This window comes from Acidovorax sp. AC410, assembly GCF_979253235.1.
The window spans coordinates 4,319,356-4,340,904 of sequence record NZ_CEEDCG010000001.1 but is presented as its reverse complement, the minus strand read 5'-3'; the positions used below and the strand labels follow the sequence as shown (position 1 = coordinate 4,340,904).

The 21,549-nt window shown below is 67.7% G+C and carries 21 protein-coding genes; 11 read left to right on the top strand and 10 right to left on the bottom strand.

Annotation, left to right across the window (positions count from 1 at the left end; translation table 11 throughout):
* Window positions 1–36 precede the first annotated feature (36 nt).
* The 8 genes from AC0IZS_RS20155 (at window position 37) to AC0IZS_RS20120 (ending at window position 7,702) form a co-directional block, all read left to right on the top strand.
* Window positions 37–1,701, top strand: coding sequence for a sigma 54-interacting transcriptional regulator (locus AC0IZS_RS20155; RefSeq protein ID WP_471639558.1), 1,665 nt, complete (start codon window positions 37–39; stop codon window positions 1,699–1,701).
* A gap of 279 nt (window positions 1,702–1,980) precedes the next feature.
* Window positions 1,981–2,259 (top strand): phenol hydroxylase subunit, encoded by a 279-nt coding sequence (locus AC0IZS_RS20150; protein WP_322593196.1) that lies wholly within the window; start codon window positions 1,981–1,983, stop codon window positions 2,257–2,259.
* A 42-nt stretch (window positions 2,260–2,301) separates the two neighbouring features.
* Window positions 2,302–3,303, top strand: coding sequence for an aromatic/alkene monooxygenase hydroxylase subunit beta (locus tag AC0IZS_RS20145; RefSeq protein ID WP_471637237.1), 1,002 nt, complete (start codon window positions 2,302–2,304; stop codon window positions 3,301–3,303).
* Window positions 3,304–3,324: 21 nt separating this feature from the next.
* Window positions 3,325–3,642 (top strand): MmoB/DmpM family protein, encoded by a 318-nt coding sequence (locus AC0IZS_RS20140; RefSeq protein ID WP_057263792.1) that lies wholly within the window; start codon window positions 3,325–3,327, stop codon window positions 3,640–3,642.
* Window positions 3,643–3,685: 43 nt separating this feature from the next.
* Window positions 3,686–5,284 carry an aromatic/alkene/methane monooxygenase hydroxylase/oxygenase subunit alpha gene (locus AC0IZS_RS20135; RefSeq protein ID WP_471637236.1) on the top strand — a complete coding sequence of 533 codons (1,599 nt, stop codon included), beginning with the start codon at window positions 3,686–3,688 and terminating at the stop codon, window positions 5,282–5,284.
* A gap of 26 nt (window positions 5,285–5,310) precedes the next feature.
* Window positions 5,311–5,673, top strand: coding sequence for a phenol hydroxylase subunit P4 (locus AC0IZS_RS20130; protein WP_057263796.1), 363 nt, complete (start codon window positions 5,311–5,313; stop codon window positions 5,671–5,673).
* A gap of 10 nt (window positions 5,674–5,683) precedes the next feature.
* On the top strand, window positions 5,684–6,739 hold the full coding sequence (locus AC0IZS_RS20125) for a 2Fe-2S iron-sulfur cluster-binding protein (RefSeq protein WP_471637235.1): 1,056 nt from the start codon (window positions 5,684–5,686) through the stop codon (window positions 6,737–6,739).
* 42 nt (window positions 6,740–6,781) lie between these two features.
* Window positions 6,782–7,702: a dioxygenase family protein gene (locus AC0IZS_RS20120; protein WP_471637234.1), complete on the top strand. Its 921-nt coding sequence runs from the start codon at window positions 6,782–6,784 to the stop codon at window positions 7,700–7,702.
* 15 nt (window positions 7,703–7,717) lie between these two features.
* Here the strand turns inward: AC0IZS_RS20120 and AC0IZS_RS20115 are convergent, their stop codons facing one another.
* The 6 genes from AC0IZS_RS20115 to AC0IZS_RS20090 all read right to left on the bottom strand — a co-directional run bounded on the left by AC0IZS_RS20115 (window position 7,718) and on the right by AC0IZS_RS20090 (window position 13,725).
* On the bottom strand, window positions 7,718–8,473 hold the full coding sequence (locus AC0IZS_RS20115; protein WP_428001692.1) for an aspartate/glutamate racemase family protein: 756 nt from the start codon (window positions 8,471–8,473) through the stop codon (window positions 7,718–7,720).
* Window positions 8,474–8,478: 5 nt separating this feature from the next.
* Entirely contained in the window at window positions 8,479–9,291 is an 813-nt protein-coding gene (locus tag AC0IZS_RS20110) for a GntR family transcriptional regulator (protein ID WP_428001693.1), read from the bottom strand.
* A 21-nt stretch (window positions 9,292–9,312) separates the two neighbouring features.
* Window positions 9,313–10,206: an ABC transporter permease gene (locus AC0IZS_RS20105; protein WP_428001694.1), complete on the bottom strand. Its 894-nt coding sequence runs from the start codon at window positions 10,204–10,206 to the stop codon at window positions 9,313–9,315.
* Between the two features lie 40 nt (window positions 10,207–10,246).
* Window positions 10,247–11,161 carry an ABC transporter permease gene (locus tag AC0IZS_RS20100; RefSeq protein ID WP_471637233.1) on the bottom strand — a complete coding sequence of 305 codons (915 nt, stop codon included), beginning with the start codon at window positions 11,159–11,161 and terminating at the stop codon, window positions 10,247–10,249.
* A gap of 100 nt (window positions 11,162–11,261) precedes the next feature.
* Window positions 11,262–12,554 carry an ABC transporter substrate-binding protein gene (locus tag AC0IZS_RS20095; RefSeq protein WP_471637232.1) on the bottom strand — a complete coding sequence of 431 codons (1,293 nt, stop codon included), beginning with the start codon at window positions 12,552–12,554 and terminating at the stop codon, window positions 11,262–11,264.
* A 70-nt stretch (window positions 12,555–12,624) separates the two neighbouring features.
* Window positions 12,625–13,725 (bottom strand): ABC transporter ATP-binding protein, encoded by a 1,101-nt coding sequence (locus AC0IZS_RS20090; RefSeq protein ID WP_471637231.1) that lies wholly within the window; start codon window positions 13,723–13,725, stop codon window positions 12,625–12,627.
* A gap of 277 nt (window positions 13,726–14,002) precedes the next feature.
* Between AC0IZS_RS20090 and AC0IZS_RS20085 the strand changes: the two genes are divergently transcribed.
* Window positions 14,003–15,136, top strand: coding sequence for a GGDEF domain-containing protein (locus AC0IZS_RS20085; protein WP_471637230.1), 1,134 nt, complete (start codon window positions 14,003–14,005; stop codon window positions 15,134–15,136).
* Here AC0IZS_RS20085 and AC0IZS_RS20080 read toward each other — a convergent pair.
* The 3 genes from AC0IZS_RS20080 to AC0IZS_RS20070 are packed head-to-tail and all read right to left on the bottom strand — an operon-like array spanning window position 15,118 to window position 18,177.
* Window positions 15,118–15,993 carry an HpcH/HpaI aldolase/citrate lyase family protein gene (locus AC0IZS_RS20080; RefSeq protein WP_471637229.1) on the bottom strand — a complete coding sequence of 292 codons (876 nt, stop codon included), beginning with the start codon at window positions 15,991–15,993 and terminating at the stop codon, window positions 15,118–15,120. The two genes, AC0IZS_RS20085 and AC0IZS_RS20080, sit on opposite strands and share 19 nt — an antisense overlap.
* On the bottom strand, window positions 15,993–17,174 hold the full coding sequence (locus tag AC0IZS_RS20075) for a CaiB/BaiF CoA transferase family protein (protein WP_471637228.1): 1,182 nt from the start codon (window positions 17,172–17,174) through the stop codon (window positions 15,993–15,995). Before AC0IZS_RS20075 ends, AC0IZS_RS20080 begins: the two co-directional genes overlap by 1 nt.
* Window positions 17,175–17,190: 16 nt before the next feature.
* A complete protein-coding gene (locus tag AC0IZS_RS20070; protein WP_471637227.1) occupies window positions 17,191–18,177 on the bottom strand; it encodes a tripartite tricarboxylate transporter substrate binding protein in 987 nt (328 codons plus the stop codon).
* A 134-nt stretch (window positions 18,178–18,311) separates the two neighbouring features.
* Here AC0IZS_RS20070 and AC0IZS_RS20065 point away from each other — a divergent pair, with 134 nt between their 5' ends.
* Together AC0IZS_RS20065 and AC0IZS_RS20060 are read left to right on the top strand one after the other, a co-directional pair.
* Window positions 18,312–19,244: a LysR family transcriptional regulator gene (locus tag AC0IZS_RS20065; protein WP_471637226.1), complete on the top strand. Its 933-nt coding sequence runs from the start codon at window positions 18,312–18,314 to the stop codon at window positions 19,242–19,244.
* A 146-nt stretch (window positions 19,245–19,390) separates the two neighbouring features.
* The gene (locus tag AC0IZS_RS20060; protein ID WP_471637225.1) at window positions 19,391–20,479 is read left to right on the top strand and encodes an MBL fold metallo-hydrolase; all 1,089 of its coding nucleotides are present in this window, start codon (window positions 19,391–19,393) and stop codon (window positions 20,477–20,479) included.
* A gap of 14 nt (window positions 20,480–20,493) precedes the next feature.
* Here the strand turns inward: AC0IZS_RS20060 and cobT are convergent, their stop codons facing one another.
* The gene (cobT, locus tag AC0IZS_RS20055) at window positions 20,494–21,549 is read right to left on the bottom strand and encodes a nicotinate-nucleotide--dimethylbenzimidazole phosphoribosyltransferase (protein WP_471637224.1); all 1,056 of its coding nucleotides are present in this window, start codon (window positions 21,547–21,549) and stop codon (window positions 20,494–20,496) included.

Below are 21,549 nucleotides of genomic sequence, written 5' to 3'. Positions count from 1 at the left end.
ACCATCCGCCCCGGTGCAGCTCGGCTGCAGGGCGCAATGCTGGAGACCCCCTTGGCCAACCCCCTCTCGCTGCTGCGCTTCAACGCCGACACCGGCCACATCTGGCTCGACGAGCAGCGCATGCTGCTGCTGCACGCCCGCGCGCTGGCGGCGCTGCGCAAGGAGCTGTTCGACTCCCTGGGTGTGGAGCGCGCGCGCGGCCTGCTGATCCGCATGGGCTTTGCCTCGGGCCAGCGCGATGGCGAGCTGGCCGTCAAGCAGCGGCGCGCCGGCCTCAAGACGCACGATGCCTTCCTGCTCGGCCCGCAGCTGCACTCCATCGAAGGGGTGGTGTCGGTGGAGATGGTGCAGCTCGACATCAACCTCGCGCAGGGCCATTTCTATGGCGAGTTCCTGTGGACCAACTCCTGGGAGGACGAGGTCAACATCAGCGACTTCGGCTTTGGCGACGACCCGGCCTGCTGGACGCAGATCGGCTACGCCTCTGGCTACACCAGCACCTTCATGGGCCAGCTTGTGGTCTACAAGGAGGTGGAGTGCCGCAGCCAGGGCGATGCGCTGTGCCGCATCGTCGGCCAGGTGGCCGAGCGCTGGAACGACGATGCCTACGTGGCGTACTTCCAGCCGCAGCCCTTTGCCGCGCAGCTGATCGACTACCAGATCGGCCTGGACCAGTTGCGCAGCGTGCAGGCGCGCCGGCGCTTCGACAGCAAGCTGGTGGGCGTGTCGCCGGGTTTTCGCGAGGCCTTCGAGCTGCTCAGCCGTGCGGCCGACAATGCCATCACCGTGCTGCTGCTGGGCGAAACCGGCGTGGGCAAGGAGGTCTTTGCGCGCTGGCTGCACGAGAACGGGCCGCGCGCCAAGGGCCCGTTCATCGCCGTCAACTGCGCCGCCATACCGCATGAGCTGATCGAGGCCGAGCTGTTCGGCGTGGAGAAAGGCGCCTATACCGGTGCCCACCTGGCACGCGCCGGGCGCTTCGAGCGGGCCCATGGCGGCACGCTGTTCCTCGACGAGATCGGCGACCTGCCGCTGGCCGCGCAGGTGAAACTGCTGCGCGCCCTGCAGACCGGCGAGGTGGAGCGCCTGGGCGCCGAGCACAGCACCCCCTTCGACGTGCGCATTGTCGCCGCCACCAATGTGAACCTGCAGCAGGCCATGCAGGCCGGGCGCTTTCGCGCCGACCTGTTCTACCGCCTCAACACCTTTCCCATCACCATACCGCCGCTGCGCGAGCGCACGGCCGACATTCCGGCGCTGGTGGAGCGCTTCGTGGAGCGCTACGCCGAGCTGTACCGCAAGAAGGTGCTGGGCCTGACCGACAAGGCCATGCGCGCGGTGCTGGGCCACCCCTGGCCCGGCAATATCCGCGAGCTGGAGAACGTGATGGAACGCGCCGTGCTGCTGGCGCCGGACAACGGCTTCATCGAGGCATCGCACCTGTCGGGCGTGGCGCCACCGGCCCAGGGCGGGCAGCTCGACGGGCACGGCGCCGTGACCCGCGCGCAGACCGACGCCATCGACGGCATCTGCGCCGAGGTACTGGACCGCAACGTCGACCTGGCCCGGCTGGAGCAGCGCCTGCTGCAGACCGCGCTGCAGCGCGCGGGTGGCAACCTGTCGCAAGCGGCGCGCATCCTGGGCATCACCCGACCGCAACTGGCCTACCGGCTGAAGAAAGAAGGCGTTCCCACGGCCTGATCCGGCCCGGGGCATGCCCCCTGAGCCTCACCCATCCCCCCTGCAGAGTGCCCCACCGGGGCCGCTGCGCATGGGCAGCCGCAGGCACGCGCGCACTTCACCATTTGATCAAGCTGCACCGCAGCAATTGACGATTTAAGGCTTCAGGAAAACCCTTGCGCCAGGGCACCTGGGCAGGCGCACCCCATGCAAATCAAGGGCTTGCGTGCGCTGGCACAGCGATTGCCCTCATTACACCGTCCGGGCCCCTGGCCCCTCTTCGATTGGTGTAGTGAACAAATGACCCAAACCCACGGCATGACCCCACCGGCATCGGCCAGCGAGATGAGCGGCCTGCCCTGCTACGTGCGGGTGACCGGCACGCTGGAGCAGCGCTTCGTCGCGTTCGAGTTCGCCATCGGCGACCCCGAGCTGGCCGTGGAGCTGGTCCTGCTGTTCGACCAGTTCCACGCCTTCTGCGCGCAGCACCAGGCCATCCACCTCGATGCCGAAGAGGGCGCGCGGCTGGACTACGAGCGCTTGAAGTGGCGCTTCGGCGCGCCCGGCATCGACCACTGACACAGATCCCCACCCACAACCACAGCACCAGGAGACAACACGATGCATGTCGACATCCAGACCACCAGCGTCAAGCCGATCCGGCAGACGTTCTCATTCATTGCGCGCCGCCTGGGTGCGGACAAACCGGCGTCGCGCTACCAGGAGGCGACCATCGACATGCAGCCGGAGGTCAACTTCCACTACCGGCCGCTGTGGGAACCCGAGCGCGCGCTGTACGACAAGCGCCGCACGGCCATCGTGATGCAGGACTGGTACGCCTTCAAGGACCCGCGCCACTTCTACTACGGCGTGTACGTGATGGCCCGCGCCAAGCAGCAGGACGCGACCGACAGGCAGTACGAGTTCGTGGAAAAGCGCCAGTTGCTCACCCAGCTCGACGCGGCCACGCGCCAGCGCATCCAGTCCGCGCTGGTGCCGCTGCGCCACTACGAGTGGGGCGCCAACATGAACAACGGCTTCATCACTGCCTATGGCTGGGGCGCGGCCATCACGCAGGCCACCCAATTCGCCACCATGGACCGCCTGGGCATCGCCCAGTACCTCACGCGAGTGGGGCTGATGCTGGACGCCAACGGCGAGGCCGCCCTCGACCAGGCCAAGGAGGACTGGCTGCATGCCCCCGCCTGGCAGGGCGTGCGCCGCCTGATGGAGAACCTGTTCGTCACCAAGGACTGGTTCGAGGTGTTCGTGGCGCAGAACCTGGTGTTCGACGGCCTGCTGTACCCGCTGGTCTACCGCCACCTGGAGGCGGACCTGAACCCGGGCACCGGCAACGCCCTGTCGATGCTGACCGGCTTCATGAACGACTGGTACGACGAGACCACCCGCTGGGTGGACGCCACCGTGAAGACCGCTGCCGAGGAATCGCCGGCCAACGCAGCGCAACTCACCGCGTGGATCGGCACCTGGCGCACCGAGATCCTGCGCGCCCTGGCACCGCTGGCCAGTGCCGCACTAGGCGCCGATGCGGGTGCCGCCGCACTGGCCCAGGCCGACCAAGCCCTCGCTGCGCGCATCGCCAAGCTGGGCCTGCGCGCCTGACCCCTCCCACGAAAGCCCCCCATGAGCACCACCACCACGGCCGCATCTACCGCCATGCAGGACCGCCCCAGCGTCTTCATCGCCCTGCAGACCAACGACGAGACGCGCCAGATCATCGACGCCATCCTGGCCGACAACCCGCTGGCCACCGTGGCCGAGTTCCCGGCCATGGTGAAGATCGACGCGCCCGGGCAGATCGTCATCCACCGCAGTTCGGTGCAGGACCGCATGGGCCGCGACTGGGACGTGCAGGAGCTGCACCTGAACCTGATCTCGCTGTCCGGAAACATCGACGAGACGGACGACGCCTTTCGCCTCACGCGCGGCGAGACGGCCTGACGCCCAGCCCCTGCCCTGCCCCACTTCACCCTCAGGAGACACCATGAACCAGAACAACAACACCGCCAGCAGCGCTCGCCGCCTGGGCATCAAGGAAAAGTACGCGCTGATGACGCGCAGCCTGGGCTGGGACACCACCTACCAGTCCATGGACGACGTGTTCCCCTTCGACCAGTTCGAGGGCATCAAGATCCACGACTGGGACAAGTGGGAAGACCCGTTTCGACTGACCATGGACGCGTACTGGAAGTTCCAGGGCGAAAAGGAGAAGAAGCTCTACGCCATCATCGACGCCTTCGCGCAGAACAACGGCCAGTTCAACATCACCGATGCGCGCTACGTCAACACCCTGAAGCTGTTCCTGACGGGCGTGTCGCCGCTGGAGTACGCGGCGCACCGCGGCTACGCCATGGCCGGGCGCTCGCTGCGCGGCGTGGGCGCGCGCATCGCCTCGCAGATGCAGTCCATCGACGAGCTGCGCCACGCGCAGACGCAGGTGCACACCATCAGCCACTACAACAAGTACTTCAACGGGCTGCACGACTTTCACCACATGCACGACCGGCTGTGGTACCTGTCGGTGCCCAAGTCCTACTTCGACGATGCGATGACGGCGGGGCCGTTCGAGTTCATCACCGCCATCTCGTTCTCGTTCGAGTACGTGCTCACCAACCTGCTGTTCATGCCCTTCATGAGCGGCGCGGCCTACAACGGCGACATGGCCACCGTGACCTTCGGCTTCTCGGCCCAGTCGGACGAATCGCGCCACATGACGCTGGGCCTGGAGGTGGTCAAGTTCATGCTGGAGCAGGACCCGGACAACCTGCCCATCATCCAGAAGTGGGTGGACAAGTGGTTCTGGCGCGGCTACCGCCTGCTCACCCTGGTGGGGATGATGATGGACTACATGCTGCCCAAGCGCGTGATGAGCTGGGCCGAGGCGTGGGAGATGTATTTCGAGAAGAACGGCGGCGCTCTGTTCGAGGACCTGGCGCGCTACGGCGTGAAGGTGCCCAAGTACGCAGACGTGGCCAAACTGGAGAAGGAGCACATCACCCACCAGGCCTGGGGCATCTTCTACAACTACACCCAGGCTGCGGGCATCCACACCTGGATCCCCAACGACGAAGAGATGGACTGGCTGGCCGCCAAGTACCCCAACACCTTCAACCAGTACTACCGCCCCCGCCTCGAACATTTGCGCGAACAGGAGAAGGCCGGCAAGCGCTGGGTGAACAACAGCCTGCCCATGCTGTGCCAGATCTGCCAGATCCCGATGGCGTTCACCGAGATGGACAAGCCGACGAAGGTCGCGGCGCGCGAATCGACCTACCACGGCATGAAGTTCCACTTCTGCTCCGACGGCTGCAAGGACGTGTTCGACGGCGAGCCCGAGAAGTTCCAGCAGGCCTGGCTGCCCGTGCACCAGATCTACCAGGGCAACTGCTTTCGCGAAGGCACTGACCCCACCCAGCCCGGCTTCGACCCGCTGGCCGAGGTGCTGGCCTGGTACCACCTCGATACCAGCGCAGATACCGGCGAATACAACACCAGCCCCGACCGCGCCAACTGGGAGCGCTGGACCGGCCGCAGCCACCTGCCCGCAGGTGAGTCCCCTGCCGCGCCAGCCAAGGCGGCCTGACCCCCATCAAAAGAGGAGAACCCGACATGCCCGTCATTGCATTGCAACCCGGCTACACAGGCGAAGTGGCCGATGCCGAAGCGAATTTCCACGGCAACCGCCTGCTCTACATCGGCTGGGAAGACCACCTGATGTTCTGCTCGCCCGTGTGCTTGCCCCTGCCCGCAGCCATGCCCTTTGGCGCCCTGGTGAGCGACGTGCTGCCCGGCGTCTACGGCAGCCACCCCGACTTTGCGCGCATCGACTGGAGCCAGGTCGAATGGCGCGACTCGGGCAAGCCGTTCACGCCCAACCAGGCCTTGTCGCTGGCCGACAACGGCCTGGTGCACAAGTCCTTCATCCAGCTGCGCACGCCAGGCCTTGCCGGCATTGCGGGCTCGGGCTCGTGAGGTGAAGGCCATGGGCTACCAGATCACGATCGAGCCGCTGGGCCAGACGGTGGAGATCGCCGAGGGCCAGACGGTGCTGGACGCCTGCCTGCGCGCCGGCGTGTGGATACCGCACGCCTGCTGCCACGGCCTGTGCGCCACCTGCAAGGTGCAGGTGCTGGACGGCGAGTTCGAGCATGGCGAGGCCTCGCCCTTCGCGCTGATGGACTTCGAGCGCGAGGAGAACAAGGTGCTGGCCTGCTGCGCCACGCCGCAGTCCGACCTGGTGATCGAGGCCGAGGTGGACGAGGACCCCGACGCCCGCTACCTGCCCCTGCAGGACTTCCTCGGGCAGGTGGTGCGCCGGGAGATGCTCACGCCCACCATCCTCGGCCTGTGGCTGCAGCCGGACCGGACCATCGCCTTCCAGGCCGGGCAGTACGTGATGCTGCAGGTGCCCGGGGTGCAGGGCGCGCGTGCTTTCTCGATTGCCAGCGCGCCGGGCGATGCGCTGATCGAGCTGCACATCCGCAAGGTGGAGGGTGGCCCCGCCACCACCTGGCTGCACGGGCAGGTGAAGGTGGGCGACCGCCTGGAGCTCGCCGGCCCTTTCGGCCGCTTCTTCGTGCGCAAGTCGGCCACGCGCCGGGCGATCTTCGTGGCGGGCGGATCCGGCCTGTCGAGCCCCAAGTCCATGGTGCTGGATCTGCTGGCCGAAGGGACCAGCTACCCGATCACCCTGTTCCACGGCGCACGCAACCGGCAGGAGCTGTACTGCGCCCAACTCTTCGAGGCGCTGGCCGCGCAGCACGCCAACTTCCGCTATGTGCCGGTGCTGTCGGCCAACGACGACGCCAGTTGGGCCGGCGCCACCGGCTACGTGCACCAGGCGCTGCAGCAGCACCTGGGCAACGACTTTCGCGGCAGCAAGGCCTACCTGTGCGGGCCACCGCCCATGATCGAAGGCTGCATCGCCACCTTGATGCAGGGCCGCCTGTTCGAGCCCGACATCTACACCGAGAAGTTCTTCACCGCGGCCGACGCCAGTGCCCCGGCACGGCGCAGCCCGCTGTTCAAGAGCCTGTGAGCACCACCCCCCACCTTCACCCACCCACAAGGAGACAACCCCATGGCTGAATTCACCCCATCCCAGTTGCTCGAACAGGTCAACACCCGGCAGATCGCCCCGGGCAACGCCCGCGTGCGCCAGCTCACCGAGCGCATCGTCACCGACCTGTTCAAGACCATCGACGAGCTCGATGTGACCCCCGACGAGTTCTGGGCCGCCGCGGGCTGGCTCAACCGCCTGGGCGCTGCCGGCCAGGCGGGCCTGATCACCGCAGGCCTGGGCTTTGACCGGCTGATCGACATCCGCGCCGACGAAGCCGACGAGCGCGCCGGTCGCGCTGGCGGCACCCCACGTGCCATCGAAGGGCCCCTCTTCGTGGCCGGCGCTCCCACCTCCAAGGTCGAGGTGCGCGTGGATGAGGGCGAGCCCAAGGGCGAAATCTTCATCATGGAAGGCCAGGTCCTGGACCTGGATGGCCAACCCGTTCCCCACGCGATGGTGGACGTCTGGCATGCCAACGAGAAAGGCGGCTATTCGCACTTCATGCCCGGCATGCAGCCCTACGAGCTGCGCCGCCGCATCGAGACCGATGCCAAGGGCTTTTACCGCTTTCGCAGCTTCCTGCCACCGGGTTATGCGATCCCGCCCGTGGGGCCGGTGCACGAGCTGTTTGCCTTGCTAGGCCGCCATGGCCAGCGGCCTGCGCACATCCACTTTCTGGTGGCCGCCCCCGGCATGCGCACGCTGACCACGCAAGTCAACATCCCGGGTGACAGCTACATCGACGACGACTTCGCGTTCGCCACGCGCGACGGACTGATCGTGGAGCTGGAGCGCAATGTGGCGCCGGCAGGTTACGAATCGCTGGGCATCAACGCGCCATTCACGCGCTCGGTGTTCAACTTCGTGCTGCCCAGGGCCGCCAGCGACGACGAGGCATTGCCGCTGACGCGCATGGAACGGGTGGCTGTACCGGGCTGACGGCGGGCTGCGGGGCTATCCGCCCCGCGGCAAACCCAACGCAGCCATCTCTCCAGACACCCCTTCCCACGCCACATCGAACGCCGGCGCACTGCGCTCGGGCGGTACGGCATTGGCCCGCAGGGCCCAGTGGGCGCCGGCGACCACGCTGTCGATCACCGGCACGCCTACCTGGGACTGCACGGCCGCCGCCATGCCGGCCAGGCCCGCGCCGCCCAGGATGACGGACTGCACGCCCATCTGGCGCACCACGTCGCGGCAGGCCTGGGCCAGCAACGCACGCGCAGCCACGGGGTCGGCTGCCAGCTGGGCGCCCGTGGGGGCTACGGTGTGGATGCCGGCCAGCGAATGGGCATGGCCCAGGGCCTGGGCCAGGCGCTGCAGCATGGGACCCCAGCGCTCGCCGCCGGTGACGATGGCGTAGCGGCCGTGGCGTGCGGCTTCGATGAAGGAGGCCTCGGCCAGGCCGGTGACAGGCACGGGGCTGCTCTCGCGCAGCGCCATCAGGCCGGGGTCGCCAAAGCAGCCGATGAGCACGGCGCTCGGCGCCGGGATGGCGCCGGACAGGGTCGACACATCGAGCGCCCAGGCGTCGAGCGCGGCATGCGCGGCCACGGCGTAGCTGGCCTCGCAGGCGATGTAGGGCGCGCCAAAGCGTGCGGTGGCCGTGCGCACCACCACATGCGATCCCGCAGCAGCCTGCACATGCTGCTGCAGCAGCGCGCTCACCCTGGGCGAGGTATTGGGGTTGATGACCAACAGGTGGCGCATGCCGTTCAGCCCGCCATGCCCAGCAGGCTCATGAGATCCGGCGCCTCGCTCGCAGGGGGGGTGAACTCCAGCTGCGACTCGATGCGCGCCAGGTGGTCAAGCATGCGGCGCGCGGCCTCCTTGGCGTCGCGCAGGCGGATCGCGTCGATCAGCGCGCGGTGCTCGCGGCAGCCGCAGGCAGTCGCCTCCTCGCGCTCGCGCGCATGGCTGGGGCTGTAGGTCATGAGGATCAGCGAGGTGCGCGAGACCAGCTCGCGCAGGATGCGCCCCAGCGTCTGGTGCCCGGCGGCCTGCGCGATGTGCAGGTGGAAGTCGCCCGACAGGCGGATCGCGCGGCGCATGTCGCCGCTGGCGCGTGCGGCCTCTTCGTCGTCAATGCAGGCGCGCAGCGCGGCGATGTGCTCGTCGGTGGCGTTGGCGATGAACAGCTCCACCAGGCGCGGCTCCAGCAGGCGGCGGGCCTCGAAGACTTCGAGCGCCTCTTCGGGGGTGGGCTGCGCGATGGAGGCGCCGCGGTTGGGCGTGAGCGTGACCACCTGCTCGTTGGCCAGACGCACCAGCACCGGCCGCACGCGCGTGCGCGACACGCCGAAGGCAGCCGCCAGCTTGTCCTCCACCAGCTTGGTGCCCGGCGGCAGCCGGTGGTCGAGGATGGCCGAGACCATGCGCTCGTACATGTCGTTGTCGCTGAGCAGTCCGCCGGTGGCGGCAGCACTGTCGGCAGGCAGGTCGGCAGACTCGGAAGATGCGGCTGCAACAGCACGGCGCCGGGGCTTGGGGGCGGCGGTCATGATGGAATCGTCGGCACGGATGCGCATGGAAGTCTCATGGCGTGCGGCTCAGCCGGCCCGCCCTTTCTTGCGCTGGCCCAGCGCCCACACCAGGGCCAGCGTGATGCCCATGACCACGAACGACACCACGGTGGTCAGCGTGCCCAGCGCGTAGATGGACGGCGTGGTCACCGTGCTGGTCAGGCCCTGCAGCTCCAGCGGCAGCGTGTTCACATCGCCAATGGCCTGCGAGGTGCGGGCGATCTCGTCCCAGCTCAGGGTGAAGCCGAACATGCCGATGCCCACGACCGAGGGCGCGATCAGCGGCAGCACCACGTGGGCAAAGCCTTGCCAGGGCGTGGCACCCAGGTCGCGCGCTGCCTCTTCGTAGGCCGGGTTGAAGCGGTTGAACACCGCGAACATGATGAGCAGGCCGAAGGGCAAGGTCCAGGTCAGGTGCGCGCCCAGGGCCGAGGTGAACAGGCCCAGCGAGGTGCCGTAGCCTTCGAGCGTGCTTTCCATGCCCAGCCATTCGAGGGCGGCCTTGATGCCGTTGTCGATGAGCCGGAACTCCAGCCCGATGCCCAGCGAGACGATGATGGACGGCATGATCAGGCTGGCCACGACGATGAAGAACAGCGTGTTGCCACCCGCCAGCCGCTTGCGAAAGGCCAGGCCGGCCAGCACCGACAACAGCACCGTACAGAGCATCACCGCCACGCCCAGGCCCAGCGAGCGCCAGAGCGCCGCGCCGATGTCCACCACGCCCAGCCCCTCGGCCAGCTTGTAGAACCAGTGCAGCGAGACGCCGCGCATGGGGAAGGTGAGCCCACCCTCGGGGCCCTGGAAGCTCAGGATGAAGATGACGAACATGGGCCCGTACATGAACAGCACGAACAGGCTGAACACGATGGCCAGCAGCCAGAAGCTGGCGGGGCGGGATTCGCGGATGCGGGCTTTCATGCGGGTGTCCTGTGGGTGTTGGCTGCGGTGCGGGCTGTGCTCAAAGCTCTTTGCGGATGTCGACCAGGCGCGTGAGCCCCCAGATGATCATCAGCACCACCGCGAGCAGAATCACGGCGTTGGCCGCGGCCAGCGGAAACTGCAGGTACGAGGTCTGCACCTGGATGATCTTGCCGATGGAGGCGATCTGCTGGCCACCCATCACGCCGATGGTGACGAAGTCGCCCATGATGATGGTGATCACGAAGATCGAGCCGATGATGATGCCGGTGCGCGACAGCGGAACGATCACGTTCCACAGCGTCTGCCAGCCGCTGGCGCCGCTGTCGCTGGCCGCCTCGATGAGGCTGCGGTCGATGCGCATCATGCTGTTGAAGATGGGCACGATCATGAACATGGTGTACAGATGGACGAAGGCCAGCACCACCGAGAAGTCCGAGAACAGCAGCCACTCGATGGGCTGATCGACCATGCCCATGCTGATCAGGCTCTGGTTCACCAGGCCATTGCGCCCCAGCAGCGGCACCCACGAGATCATGCGGATCACGTTCGAGGTCCAGAACGGAATGGTGCACAGCACGAACAGCAGCGTCTGCATGCCCGAGGAGCGCACGTGGAAGGCCAGGAAATAGGCCACGGTGAAGCCGATCACCAGCGTGATCAGCCACACGAGAAAACTGAACTTGAGCGTGGAGTAATACGTCTTGAGCGTGACGCACAGGCCCTCCGACGTGTCGCCACAGCCCGCAAAGATCGAGATGTAGTTCTTGAACGTGAAGCCGGGCAAGAGCTCGTACTCGTTGAAGTCCCAGAAGCTGACCATCACGATCAGCGCCAGCGGAATGAGGAAGAACAGCGCGAACACCAGCGTGAACGGCGCGGCCTGCCACCAGGCGGCAATGCCGCGCCCGGGGGCGGCGCTCGATGGCAGAGACGGTGTGGTGGTGGTGCTCATGGTGTCTTGGAATAACCTGTGAAAGCCCTGCGCCGCGCGCAGGGCATGCCGCCCCCGCTCGGGGCAGCGGGGCACGCCCTGGCGGGCGTGACGTCCCCTCTTATGCAGCTACAAATTCATTCCATTTCTGGACCATGTAGTTGTTTTCGTCCATCAGCGCGTTCCAGCAGGCGATGCCGCCCATGCGCGCTTCGTAGCTGCCGCCGTCGCGCACCGCGCCGGTCTTGGCCAGCACGTCACCATTGGGGCTCTTGATGTCCTGCGTGGCGGGCTTGCCTTCCATCCAATAGGCCCACTCGTAGGCTTCCATCTTGGACTTGGCGGTCTCCAGCACGGCGCTGTAGTAGCCCTGGCGATTCAGGTAGGCACCGGCCCAGCCATCGAGGAACCAGTTGATGAACTCATACGCGCCGTCGAGCTTCTTGCCCGACAGGGTGGCCGGCAGACCGAAGCCGGCGGCCCAGGCGCGGTAGCCTTCCTTCAGGGGCTGAAAGTTGCAGGCAATACCCTTGGTGCGCACGGCCGTGACGGCAGGGCTCCACATCGACTGGATCACCACTTCGCCCGATGCCATCAGGTTCACCGACTCGTTGAAGTCCTTCCACAGCGCGCGGAACTGGCCCTGCTTCTTGGCCTCGATCAGGGTCTTGATCGTGAGATCGATCTCCTTCTTGGTCATGTTGCCCTTGTCGGGGTACTTGTAGATGCCCATGGCCTCGACCACCATGGCGGCGTCCATGATGCCGATGGAGGGAATGTTCAGGATCGCGGTCTTGCCCTTGAACTCGGGGTTGAGCAACTCGGCCCAGGAGTTGATGGGGCGCTTGATCAAATCGGGGCGAATGCCCAGCGTGTCGGCGTTGTACACGGTGGGGATCAGCGACATGAACTGCGTGGGCGCGGTCGCGAACTTCTTGGACTTCTCGCCCTCCAGGTAGATCACCTTCTTGGGCGCCGTGCCCTGGTCGCCCACGGCCTTGCCGGCCACCATACCGTTGGTGAACAGCGTGGTGATCTTGTCGGCGTTCTTGATGCGCTTGGTGTCGATGCCCTTCAAGTTGCCCGTGGGCACGATCTTTTTCAGCGAGAAGTACTCCGTGTCGATCAGGTCGAAACTGTTGGGCGCGGTCACGGCGCGCTTGGTCACGTCGTCGGTGGTCACGGCCACGTACTGGATCTCGATGCCGGTGTCGGCCTTGAACTTCTCGGCGATGGCCTTGTCCTGGTTCACGGCCGTGCCCAGGTAGCGCAGCACGATCTTTTCCTGCGAATGGACGGCCGGGAACACGCCAGCGGCCAGGATGCCCGCCGTGCCCTTGAGCAGCGAGCGGCGCTGCACGCCGGTGGTGTCAGAGGCAACAGCGGGGGAATCGGCACGAGAGTCGTCGGACATGGGAGAGCTCCTTGGTTTGCAAAGTGGAGGGGTGGAAACAGACAGCGGACAACGAAAGAAAGAGGAAAACTCAGGCCGGCACGGCCTGGGCAGCAGCCGCCGCCACGGGCGCGGGCACAGGTGCCGCCTGCGGGGAGAGGGGATGGGCCTGCTCGGGCGTCCAATGCAGTTGCACCGCCTGCCCCACCGTGTATGGCTGGGCGGCAAAGGCGGCTTCGGAGACCATCACCGAGTAGGCGGCCGTGGCATTCGCCGACAGGGCCACGCCCTGCTTTTGCAGGCCCAGCAGCACGTAGGTGCCCTGGTACTCCACATCGGTCACCACGGCCTGCATGTGCTGGGCGCCCCAGGGCAGCGGCGCGCCTTGCGGCAGCACCTGCAGGTGGTCGGTGCGCACGCCGACCTTGCCTTCGGGGGTATCGATCACGTTGTGGCCGCCCATGAAGCGCGCCACGAATTCGCTGGCCGGGCGGTTGTAGACCTCGTGCGGCGAGCCTACCTGTTCGATCACCCCGTGGTTCATCACCACCATGGTGTCGGCCAGGGCCATGGCCTCCTCCTGCGAGTGGGTCACATGGATGAAGGTCAGGCCCAGTTCCTTCTGCCAGCGGCGCAGTTCGGCGCGCATCTGGATGCGCAGGAACGGGTCCAGCGCCGACAAAGGCTCATCGAGCAGCAGCACGCGCGGCTGGGTGATCAGGGCGCGCGCCAGCGCCACACGCTGCTGCTGCCCGCCCGAGAGCTCGGCCGGCTTGCGCTCGGCCAAGTGGCCCATGGCCACGCGTTCGAGCAGATCCCGCGCCTTGGCCTGGCGCTCGGCCTTGGCCACGCCCTTCATCTTGAGACTGAAGGCCACATTGTCCAGCGCCGAGAGGTGCGGGAACAGCGCGAAGCTCTGGAACATCATCGCCGTGCCGCGCGCGGCGGCGGGCAGGTCGGTGATGTTGCGGTTTTCGAGCAGGATGTCGCCGCTGGTCACTGATTCGTGCCCGGCGATCATGCGCAGCGTGGTGCTCTTGCCGCAGCCCGAGGGGCCCAGCAGGCAGCAGTAGCTGCCGCTGGCGATGCGCAGGTCGATGGCGTCCACGGCGGGCTTGCCGCTGGCGTAGCGCTTGGTGAGCGCCACGATTTCGATGGCGGCCGGGGGCTGGGCAGGCGTGGTGTCTTGCATGCCCAGGGTCTACGCAAGCCACGTGCCAGCTTTTGCGCACAATATCTGGCACTGTTTGTATACAAAATGCACCGTTGTCGTGCACAACCCGTCCCGCAGCCGGTGCGGATGGCACCAAAACCGCTCCTGGAACCCGTCGCGCCACAGCCACATACGCCATTCGGCACCATCTGCGCACACTGGACAAATGCCCATGCGGTCCAGTCGCTGGCTATACTGGCCAGTCACAGAAACATTTCTTTACGAGGCGCCCCCCGTCCCACCGCAGTACTGCAGGATGACGAATCTCGACCCTCGCTCCATGATCGCCCTGGCGGGATTCATGTCCGCCCTGATGGCCATCGTGCTGGCCTGCATGCGGCGCTATTACCCGGCCCACATCCGTGGCATTGGCTCCTGGGCGGCGGCGCCGGTGTTCTGGCTGGCATCCACCGCCCTCTTCAGCGCGCGCGGCCTGCTGCCCGACTGGATGAGCCTGGTGGGCGCCAACATGCTGCTGGTGCTGGGCACCATGACCTACTACATGGGTACCCGCGCCTTTCTGGGCCATGCCCACACCTGGCGCATCTGGGGCTGGGTGCTGGCCGTGTGCTTCGGGGTTTTCACCTGGCTGTCCTTCGGCTGGCCCAACTACAGCGTACGGCTCTCCTTCTTCACGCTGGTGATGTCCTGCATCTACGGCGCCCAGTTGCGCTTTCTATTGCGCCACGGGGGCAGCAACTTCCCCGTGCGGCTGGTGGAGGTGGTGCTGGTGCTGCACCTCGCCGTGCTGCTGGTGCGGCTTGGCTCCATCTTCGCGGGGTTCGCGGGCGACAACCTCATGGAGCCATCGATCTACCAGAACCTGTACATCGGCGCCTACGCGCTCACGGTGCTCATGCTCTCCATCGGCGCGCTGCTCATGGCCACTGACCGGCTGCGCACCGAGCTCGAACACCTGGCCACGCACGATTCGCTGACCCCGGCGCTCAACCGGCGCGCGCTGCTGCAGCGCTGCGAAGAAGAACTGGAGCGCGCGCGCCGCTACGGCGGCGGCCCCTCGCTGATGATGCTGGACCTGGACCACTTCAAGGCCGTGAACGACAGCTGCGGCCACCAGCATGGCGATGCGGTGCTGGTCCACTTCGTGGAGCGCACCCTGTCCGTGCTGCGCACGCCCGACCGCATGGGCCGCTATGGCGGCGAAGAGTTCATGGTGGTGCTGCCCGGCACCGATGCCGTCGCGGCGCTCAACGTGGCCCGGCGCATCCACGCCACGCTGGCCGTAGGCCACCCGCTCGATTGCCGGGTGAGCATCGGCCTGACGCAATGGAGCGGCCCCGGCGACACGCTGGACGCCATGCTCACGCGCGCCGACCAGGCGCTGTACCAGGCCAAGGCACAGGGGCGCAATCAGACTGCCGTCGGCTGATCCCCTGCGCGGGCCAGCAGGCGCGCCGCCAGCGCCAACACCGGCGCGTCGACCATGCGGCCGTCGAGCCGGAACACCGCCCCGCCATGCGCAGGCGCTTCGTCCAGCACGCGGCGCGCCCACGCGAGCGCGGCAGGGTCGGGCGCAAAGGCGGCCTGCACCGGCGCCACCTGCGCAGGGTGAATGCACAGCTTGCCGCCAAAGCCCATGCGCCGGCTGCGCGCCGTGTCCTCGGCCAGGCGCGCCAGGTCGTCGGTGGCCGTGGTCACACCATCCACCGGCGCGGCCAGCCCGGCGCGGCGCGAGGCGCGCACCAGCGCCAGGCGCACGGGCAGCAGCTCGGCCTCGTCGGCAGCGCATTCCAGCCCCAAGTCCACCTGGAAGTCGAGGTGGCCAAACGCCAGCCGCACCACCTGCGACGCCTGGGCCAGTGCATCCAGCGCATCCAGCCCGGCATTCGATTCGACCAGCGGCACCAACAGGCCCAGGGGGCCCAGAGCCCGGGCCACGGCGGCCAACACCGCTGCCGACTCGGCCTTGGCCAGCATGGCACCGGCCAGGCCCTGGGCCACGCAGGCGGCCACGGCCACCACATCGTCGGCATGCCACGGCGTGCCGGCGGCATTGGTGCGCACCAGCAGGCGCGCACGCTGCGCTGGTTCCAAAGCCTTCACGGCGGCCAGCAAGGCCGTGCGCGCGGCCGCCTTCTCGCCAGGCGCCACTGCGTCCTCCAGGTCCACGACCACCGCACCTGCGCCGCTGGCCAGGGCCTTGGCGATGCGCTCGGGCCGGGTGGCGGGAACGAAGAGGAAGGTCGTCGCACGGGCGATCGCCTGGTGCGTGGAAGGCACTGCCATCAGATCGCCTTGCTGGCGCGCAGCGCCGCCAGGTGCCCGTCGCCTCGGCCCAGAGAGCGCAGGATGGCCTCGGTGTGCTCCCCCACGGCGGGAATCGGGTCCATGCGGTAGTCGAAGCTGCTGTGTGCCCCGGGTGGCAGCAGGGCATCCAGAGGCCCTTCGGGCGTGTCCACCTGCTGCACGCGGCCACGCGCCTGCAGCTGCGGGTGCGCCCAGACCTCGGCCATGGTGTTCATGCGCGCGTTGGCAATGCGCGCCGCTTCCAGCCGCTCGATGACCTGCGCGGCCGTGAGCGTGCCGAACACGGCAAGGATCAGGGCCCGGAGCTCGGCCCGGTGCGCGTTGCGCCGGGCATTGCTGTCAAAGCGCGGGTCGGCGGCCAGCGGTGGCTGCAGCAGCACATGCTCGCAGAACAACTTCCACTCGCGCTCGTTCTGCAGGCCCAGCATCACCGTGCCACCGTCGCCGGCCAGGAAGGGACCGTAGGGGTAGATGGTGGCGTGCGACGCGGCATTGCGCGGCGGCGGCGTGGCGCCGCCGTAGGCGTAGTACATCGGAAAGCCCATCCACTCGGCCAGCGACTCGAGCATGGAGACATCGATGCGCGAGCCCTGCCCCGTCTTCTCGCGCTGCATCAGCGCGGCAAGCACACTGGTGTAGGCATACATGCCGGCCGCGATGTCGGCAATGGAGTTGCCCGACTTGCAGGGCTCCTCGGGCGTGCCGGTCACCGACAGGTAGCCCGCCTCGCTCTGGATCAACAGGTCATAGGCCTTCTTGTCGCGGTAAGGGCCATCGCCGCCATAGCCCGAGATGTCGCAGACGATGAGGCGCGGGTTGTGGGCGCTCAGGGCCTCCCACGACAGGCCCATGCGCGCGGTGGCACCGGGGGCGAGGTTCTGCACCAGCACATCGGCGCTGGCCAGCAGCTCCCACAGCACGGCCAGGGCCTCGGGCTGCTTGAGGTCGAGCGTGAGGCTTTCCTTGGAGCGGTTGACCCAGACGAAGTGCGAGGCCATGCCCTCTGCCCTGGTGTCGTAGTCGCGCGCAAAATCGCCGCCGCCGGGGCGCTCGACCTTGATCACGCGGGCGCCCAGGTCGGCCAGCTGGCGGGTGCAGAACGGGGCGGCGATCGCATGCTCGAGCGACACCACGGTGATGTGGTCCAGGGGGCGGGTCATTGGCTGGCTCCCGTGCTCAGTCGACTGTCGCGCCGGAGGTCTTGACCACCTTGGCCCACTTGACCAGGTCCTCCTGCAGCAGCGCGGCGAACTGGTCCGGCGTGGTCTTGGGCGCGATCTCCACGCCCTGCAGCTCCAGCTTGTCGCGCAGGTCCTTGGCGGCCAGCGCACCGGCCATGCCATCCTGCAGTTTGGCCTGGATGTCTGTCGGCAAGCCTGCGGGCGCAAACAGCCCGATCCATAGCGTGCCGTTGTAGCCGGCCACCGTCTCGGCGATAGTGGGCACCTCGGGCAGCACGGGAGAGCGTGTGGCGCCGCTCACGGCCAGGGCGCGCAGCTTGCCGGCCTTGATGTGCGAGAGCGCCGACGGCATGCTTGCGAACACCATCGGCAACTGCCCGCCCAGCACGTCGTTGATGGCCGGTGCCACACCCTTGTAGGGCACATGCTGCAACTGGATGCCGGCCATGCTGTTGAGCATTTCACCGAGCAGGTGGTTGAGCGTGCCATTGCCAGCCGATGCGTACTGGTAATGGCCCGGCTTGGCCTTGGCCAGCGCCACCAGCTCGGCCATGTTGCGCGCGGGGAAGGACGGGTTCACCAGCAGCACGTTCGGCACCGCACCGATCAGGCCCACGGGCTTGAAATCCTTCACGGGATCGAAACCCGGATTCTTGAAGAGGGCCGGGTTGATGGCCTGGCTGCTGCTGATGGTCATGAGCAGGGTGTAGCCGTCCTTGGGCGCCTTGGCCACGAACTGCGTGCCGATGTTGCCACCCGCACCGGGCCGGTTTTCCACCACGGTGGCGCCGCCCAGCACCTCGCCGAGCTTCTGGCCCACCAGGCGCCCCACGATGTCGTTGGTACCGCCTGCGGCCTGCGGCACGACCATCACGATGGGGCGGCTGGGGTAGCTGGCCTGGGCCGCTGCCCACAGGGGTGCGGCCAGCAGGGCAGCAAGGGCGGTGCGGCGCGCGATGGCCCGGGGCGTGGCGAAGTTCATGCGGTTTGTCTCCTTGGCGTGTTCTCGAATGAGCACGGATGTTCGCCGCCCCGGCGCCTGCGCACAATCACGCATTTCAGAACCAAGCCTTCGCCAGAACCGAAACCTGGCACCCGCGGCAGTAACATTCGGCCATGCAATTCGACCTGACCGACCTGCGCCTTTTCGTGCTCACCGCCGAGCAGGGCGCCCTGTCCCGCGCCGCAGCCGCACGCCACCTGTCGCTGGCGGCCGCCAGTGCGCGCATCAAGGCGCTGGAGCAGCAGGCGGGCATGCCGCTCCTGTACCGCGAAGCGCGCGGCATGCGCACCACGCCTGCAGGCGAGGCCTTCCTGCACCATGCGCGCGGCGTGCTGCGCCAGACCGAGCAGTTGCGCGCCGACCTGCAGGAGTACAGCGGTGGCCTGCGCGGCCACGTGCGCGTGTTCGCCAACACCACGGCGGTGACGGACTTCATGCCCGAGATCCTGCCCGCCTTCCTCGCGGCCAACCCGCGCGTGAACGTGGAGCTTCAGGAAAAACCGAACGCCGAGATCCCGCGCGGCGTGCTCGACGGGCGGGCCGACATCGGCATCGTCGCCGGCCAGGTGGACACGCTGGGCCTCACCGCCATCCACTTCAGCACCGATCGGCTCGCGCTGGTAGTGCCGCGTGGCCACCGTTTTGCGCGGCGCCGGCGCATGGCTTTTTCCGAAACGCTGGACGAGCCCATGGTGGGCATGCACCCGGCCAGCACGCTGCAGACCTTCCTGGCCCAGGTGACCGAGCAGTTGGGCCAGCCGCAGAAGCTGCGCGTGCAGCTGTCCAGCTTCGACGCCATGTGCCGCATGATCGGTGCCGGCGTGGGCATCGGCATCGTGCCCGAGAGCGCCGCCCGGCGCTACCTCGCCCCCATGGGCCTGGTGCTGATCGACCTGGAAGACGCCTGGAGCGTGCGCGAGCGCTACATCCTGGTGCGCGAGGAGGCGCGCATGCCGGCCTACGCGCAGTCGCTGATCGACCTGCTGTGCGCGCACCACCAGAAGCCGCTGGCACCTGCGCCCAAGCTACGCAAGCGGCGCTCCTGACAACCGTTGGCGCGCGCGATGATGGACCACGGCGGCTTTCAGATCGCTTTCTGACCCTGGCACGCGCCAACCCTGAAAGCAGATTGACAGCTTCACATCCCTAGCCTTCAGGGCAGACGGTGATATTGCCGCGACCTGGAGACAAGATGAAACCCAAAAACTGGACCCGACTCGGGACGAGCGGCGCGTGCCTTTCTGCCGCCCTTTTGCTGGCCTGCGGCGGATCCGACCCCGACCTGCCCGAAAACATGCGCATGACCTGGTTCGGCATCACCAACTGGCACTACCAGATTGGCGATACCGGCATCCTGGTTGACGGCGAGACGATATCGGACTTCACCGCCAATCCCGCGGCCAACGCCCCTTCCGTGGCCAAGGCCCTGCAGGCCATCAAGATGCGCGGAGGCATCGACGCCATCCTCGTCGGCCACGAACATGGGGACCATGGCGTGCAGGTCCCCGAGTGGGCCCGGCAAACGGGCAAGCCGGTCTATGCCCCTGCAGCGGTCTGCAGTGCCATGGCCAAGGTGGGCCTGCCCGCCAGCCAGTGCACCACGCTCAAGGGCGGCGAGACAGTGCGCATGAACGACGCCGTCACCATCCGCGTGGTGCGCTGGGTGCACAGCGTCTCGGGCTGCACGGCCTTTGGCAACGGCACCAACGACCCGGAGACCTTCGGCTTCCTGATCAGCGCGAAGACCCGCGCCCGCGCCGAGCCGCTGCAGCTGTTCGTGTCCGACAGCGGCGCCGGCGGCAAGGACCTGACCACCCCGCGCGTGGCCAATGGCGTGACCTACGGCTCGCCCTTGGACAACCTCAAGGCCGCCATGGCGGCCGCGGGCGCGACCAGCCTGGACCTGTGGCAGGGCGGGCCGGAATCACGCGTGGTGACGCAGGCGCGCATCGTCGTGCCCGAGTTCAAGGTCAAGACATTCATGCCCCACCACCTCGGTGTGCGGGCCAACTCAGTGTCAGAGTTCAAGCTCGAGTACGGTCTGCACTTCCCCTACGATCCCAACGAGCAGCCCCTGCTGCGCGACTTCCTCGCGTCAGCCAAGGTGCCACAGGTGGTGCCGGTCAACTACTGGGATGCGTGGATCTTCGACGCGCAGGGCGTGAAGGTGACCGATAGCGCGAACCAGAAGGCCGTCTACGGCTTGCCCGCGACGGGACCTGGCCCCGGCCGACAGGGGGAGAATCCGCGCGCCGGCCAGCTCGAATGCCCGGGGGACTGAGCGGCCCCCCCGGCTCAGCTGCGGTTGTCCACCCCTGCGGATTCAAAACTGGCCATCTCCGCCAGCACCGCGCAGGCCGACTGCAGCAGCGGCCAGGCCAGGGCCGCGCCCGAGCCCTCGCCCAGGCGCAGGCCCAGGTCCAGCAAGGGCTCGGCCTGCATCTGCGCCAGCATCAGGCTGTGGCCGCGCTCGCCCGAGCGGTGGGCAAACACGCAGCGCTGCAGCACGGCTGGCTGCAGGCGGCTGGCCACCAGCACGGCGGCGCTGGTGATGAAGCCATCGACGACGATGACACGGCGCTCGGCCGCCGCCTGCAGCACGGCGCCCACCAGGGTGGCCACCTCGTAGCCGCCCAGGGCGGCCAGCGCGTCCATTGGGCTAGTTGCCTCGGCATTCACATCCAGGGCCTGCTGCAGCACGGCGCGCTTGCGCTCGATACCGGCGGCGTCCAGGCCGGTGCCCGCGCCCGTCACCTCGGCCAGCGGCAGGCCGGCCAGGCGCGCCAGCAGCAGCGAGGCCACCGAGGTGTTGGCAATGCCCATTTCACCCAGCAGCAGCGCATTGCCCGGCAGGCCGCGCACCACTTCCATGCCATTGGTGATGGCCTGGGCACACTGCTCAGCCGTCATGGCAGGGCCCGCCGACGCATCGGCCGTGCCGGGCGCCACCTTGCGCAGCAGCAACTGGGGCGCGCCCGGGGCGGCTGCGCGTGGCGCAATGGGCTTGGCCACGCCGCAGTCCACCACCGTGAGGGCCAGGCCATGCTGGCGCGCGAGCACGCTCACGGCCGCACCGCCGGCCAGGAAGTTCTCCACCATCTGCCAGGTCACGTCGCTCGGAAAGGCCGACACACCGCGCGCCGCAATGCCATGGTCGCCCGCGCAGACCAGCATCTGCGGCTGCACCAGCTCTGGCGCCTCGGTGCCCAGCACCTGGCCGATGCGCAGCGCCAGCGCTTCGAGCCGACCCAGCGAGCCCAAGGGCTTGGTCTTGAAGTCGAGGATGTGCTGCAGGCGCGCCGTGAGCGTGGCGTCGGTGATGTCGGCAATGGTGGGAATAGCGAAGGACAT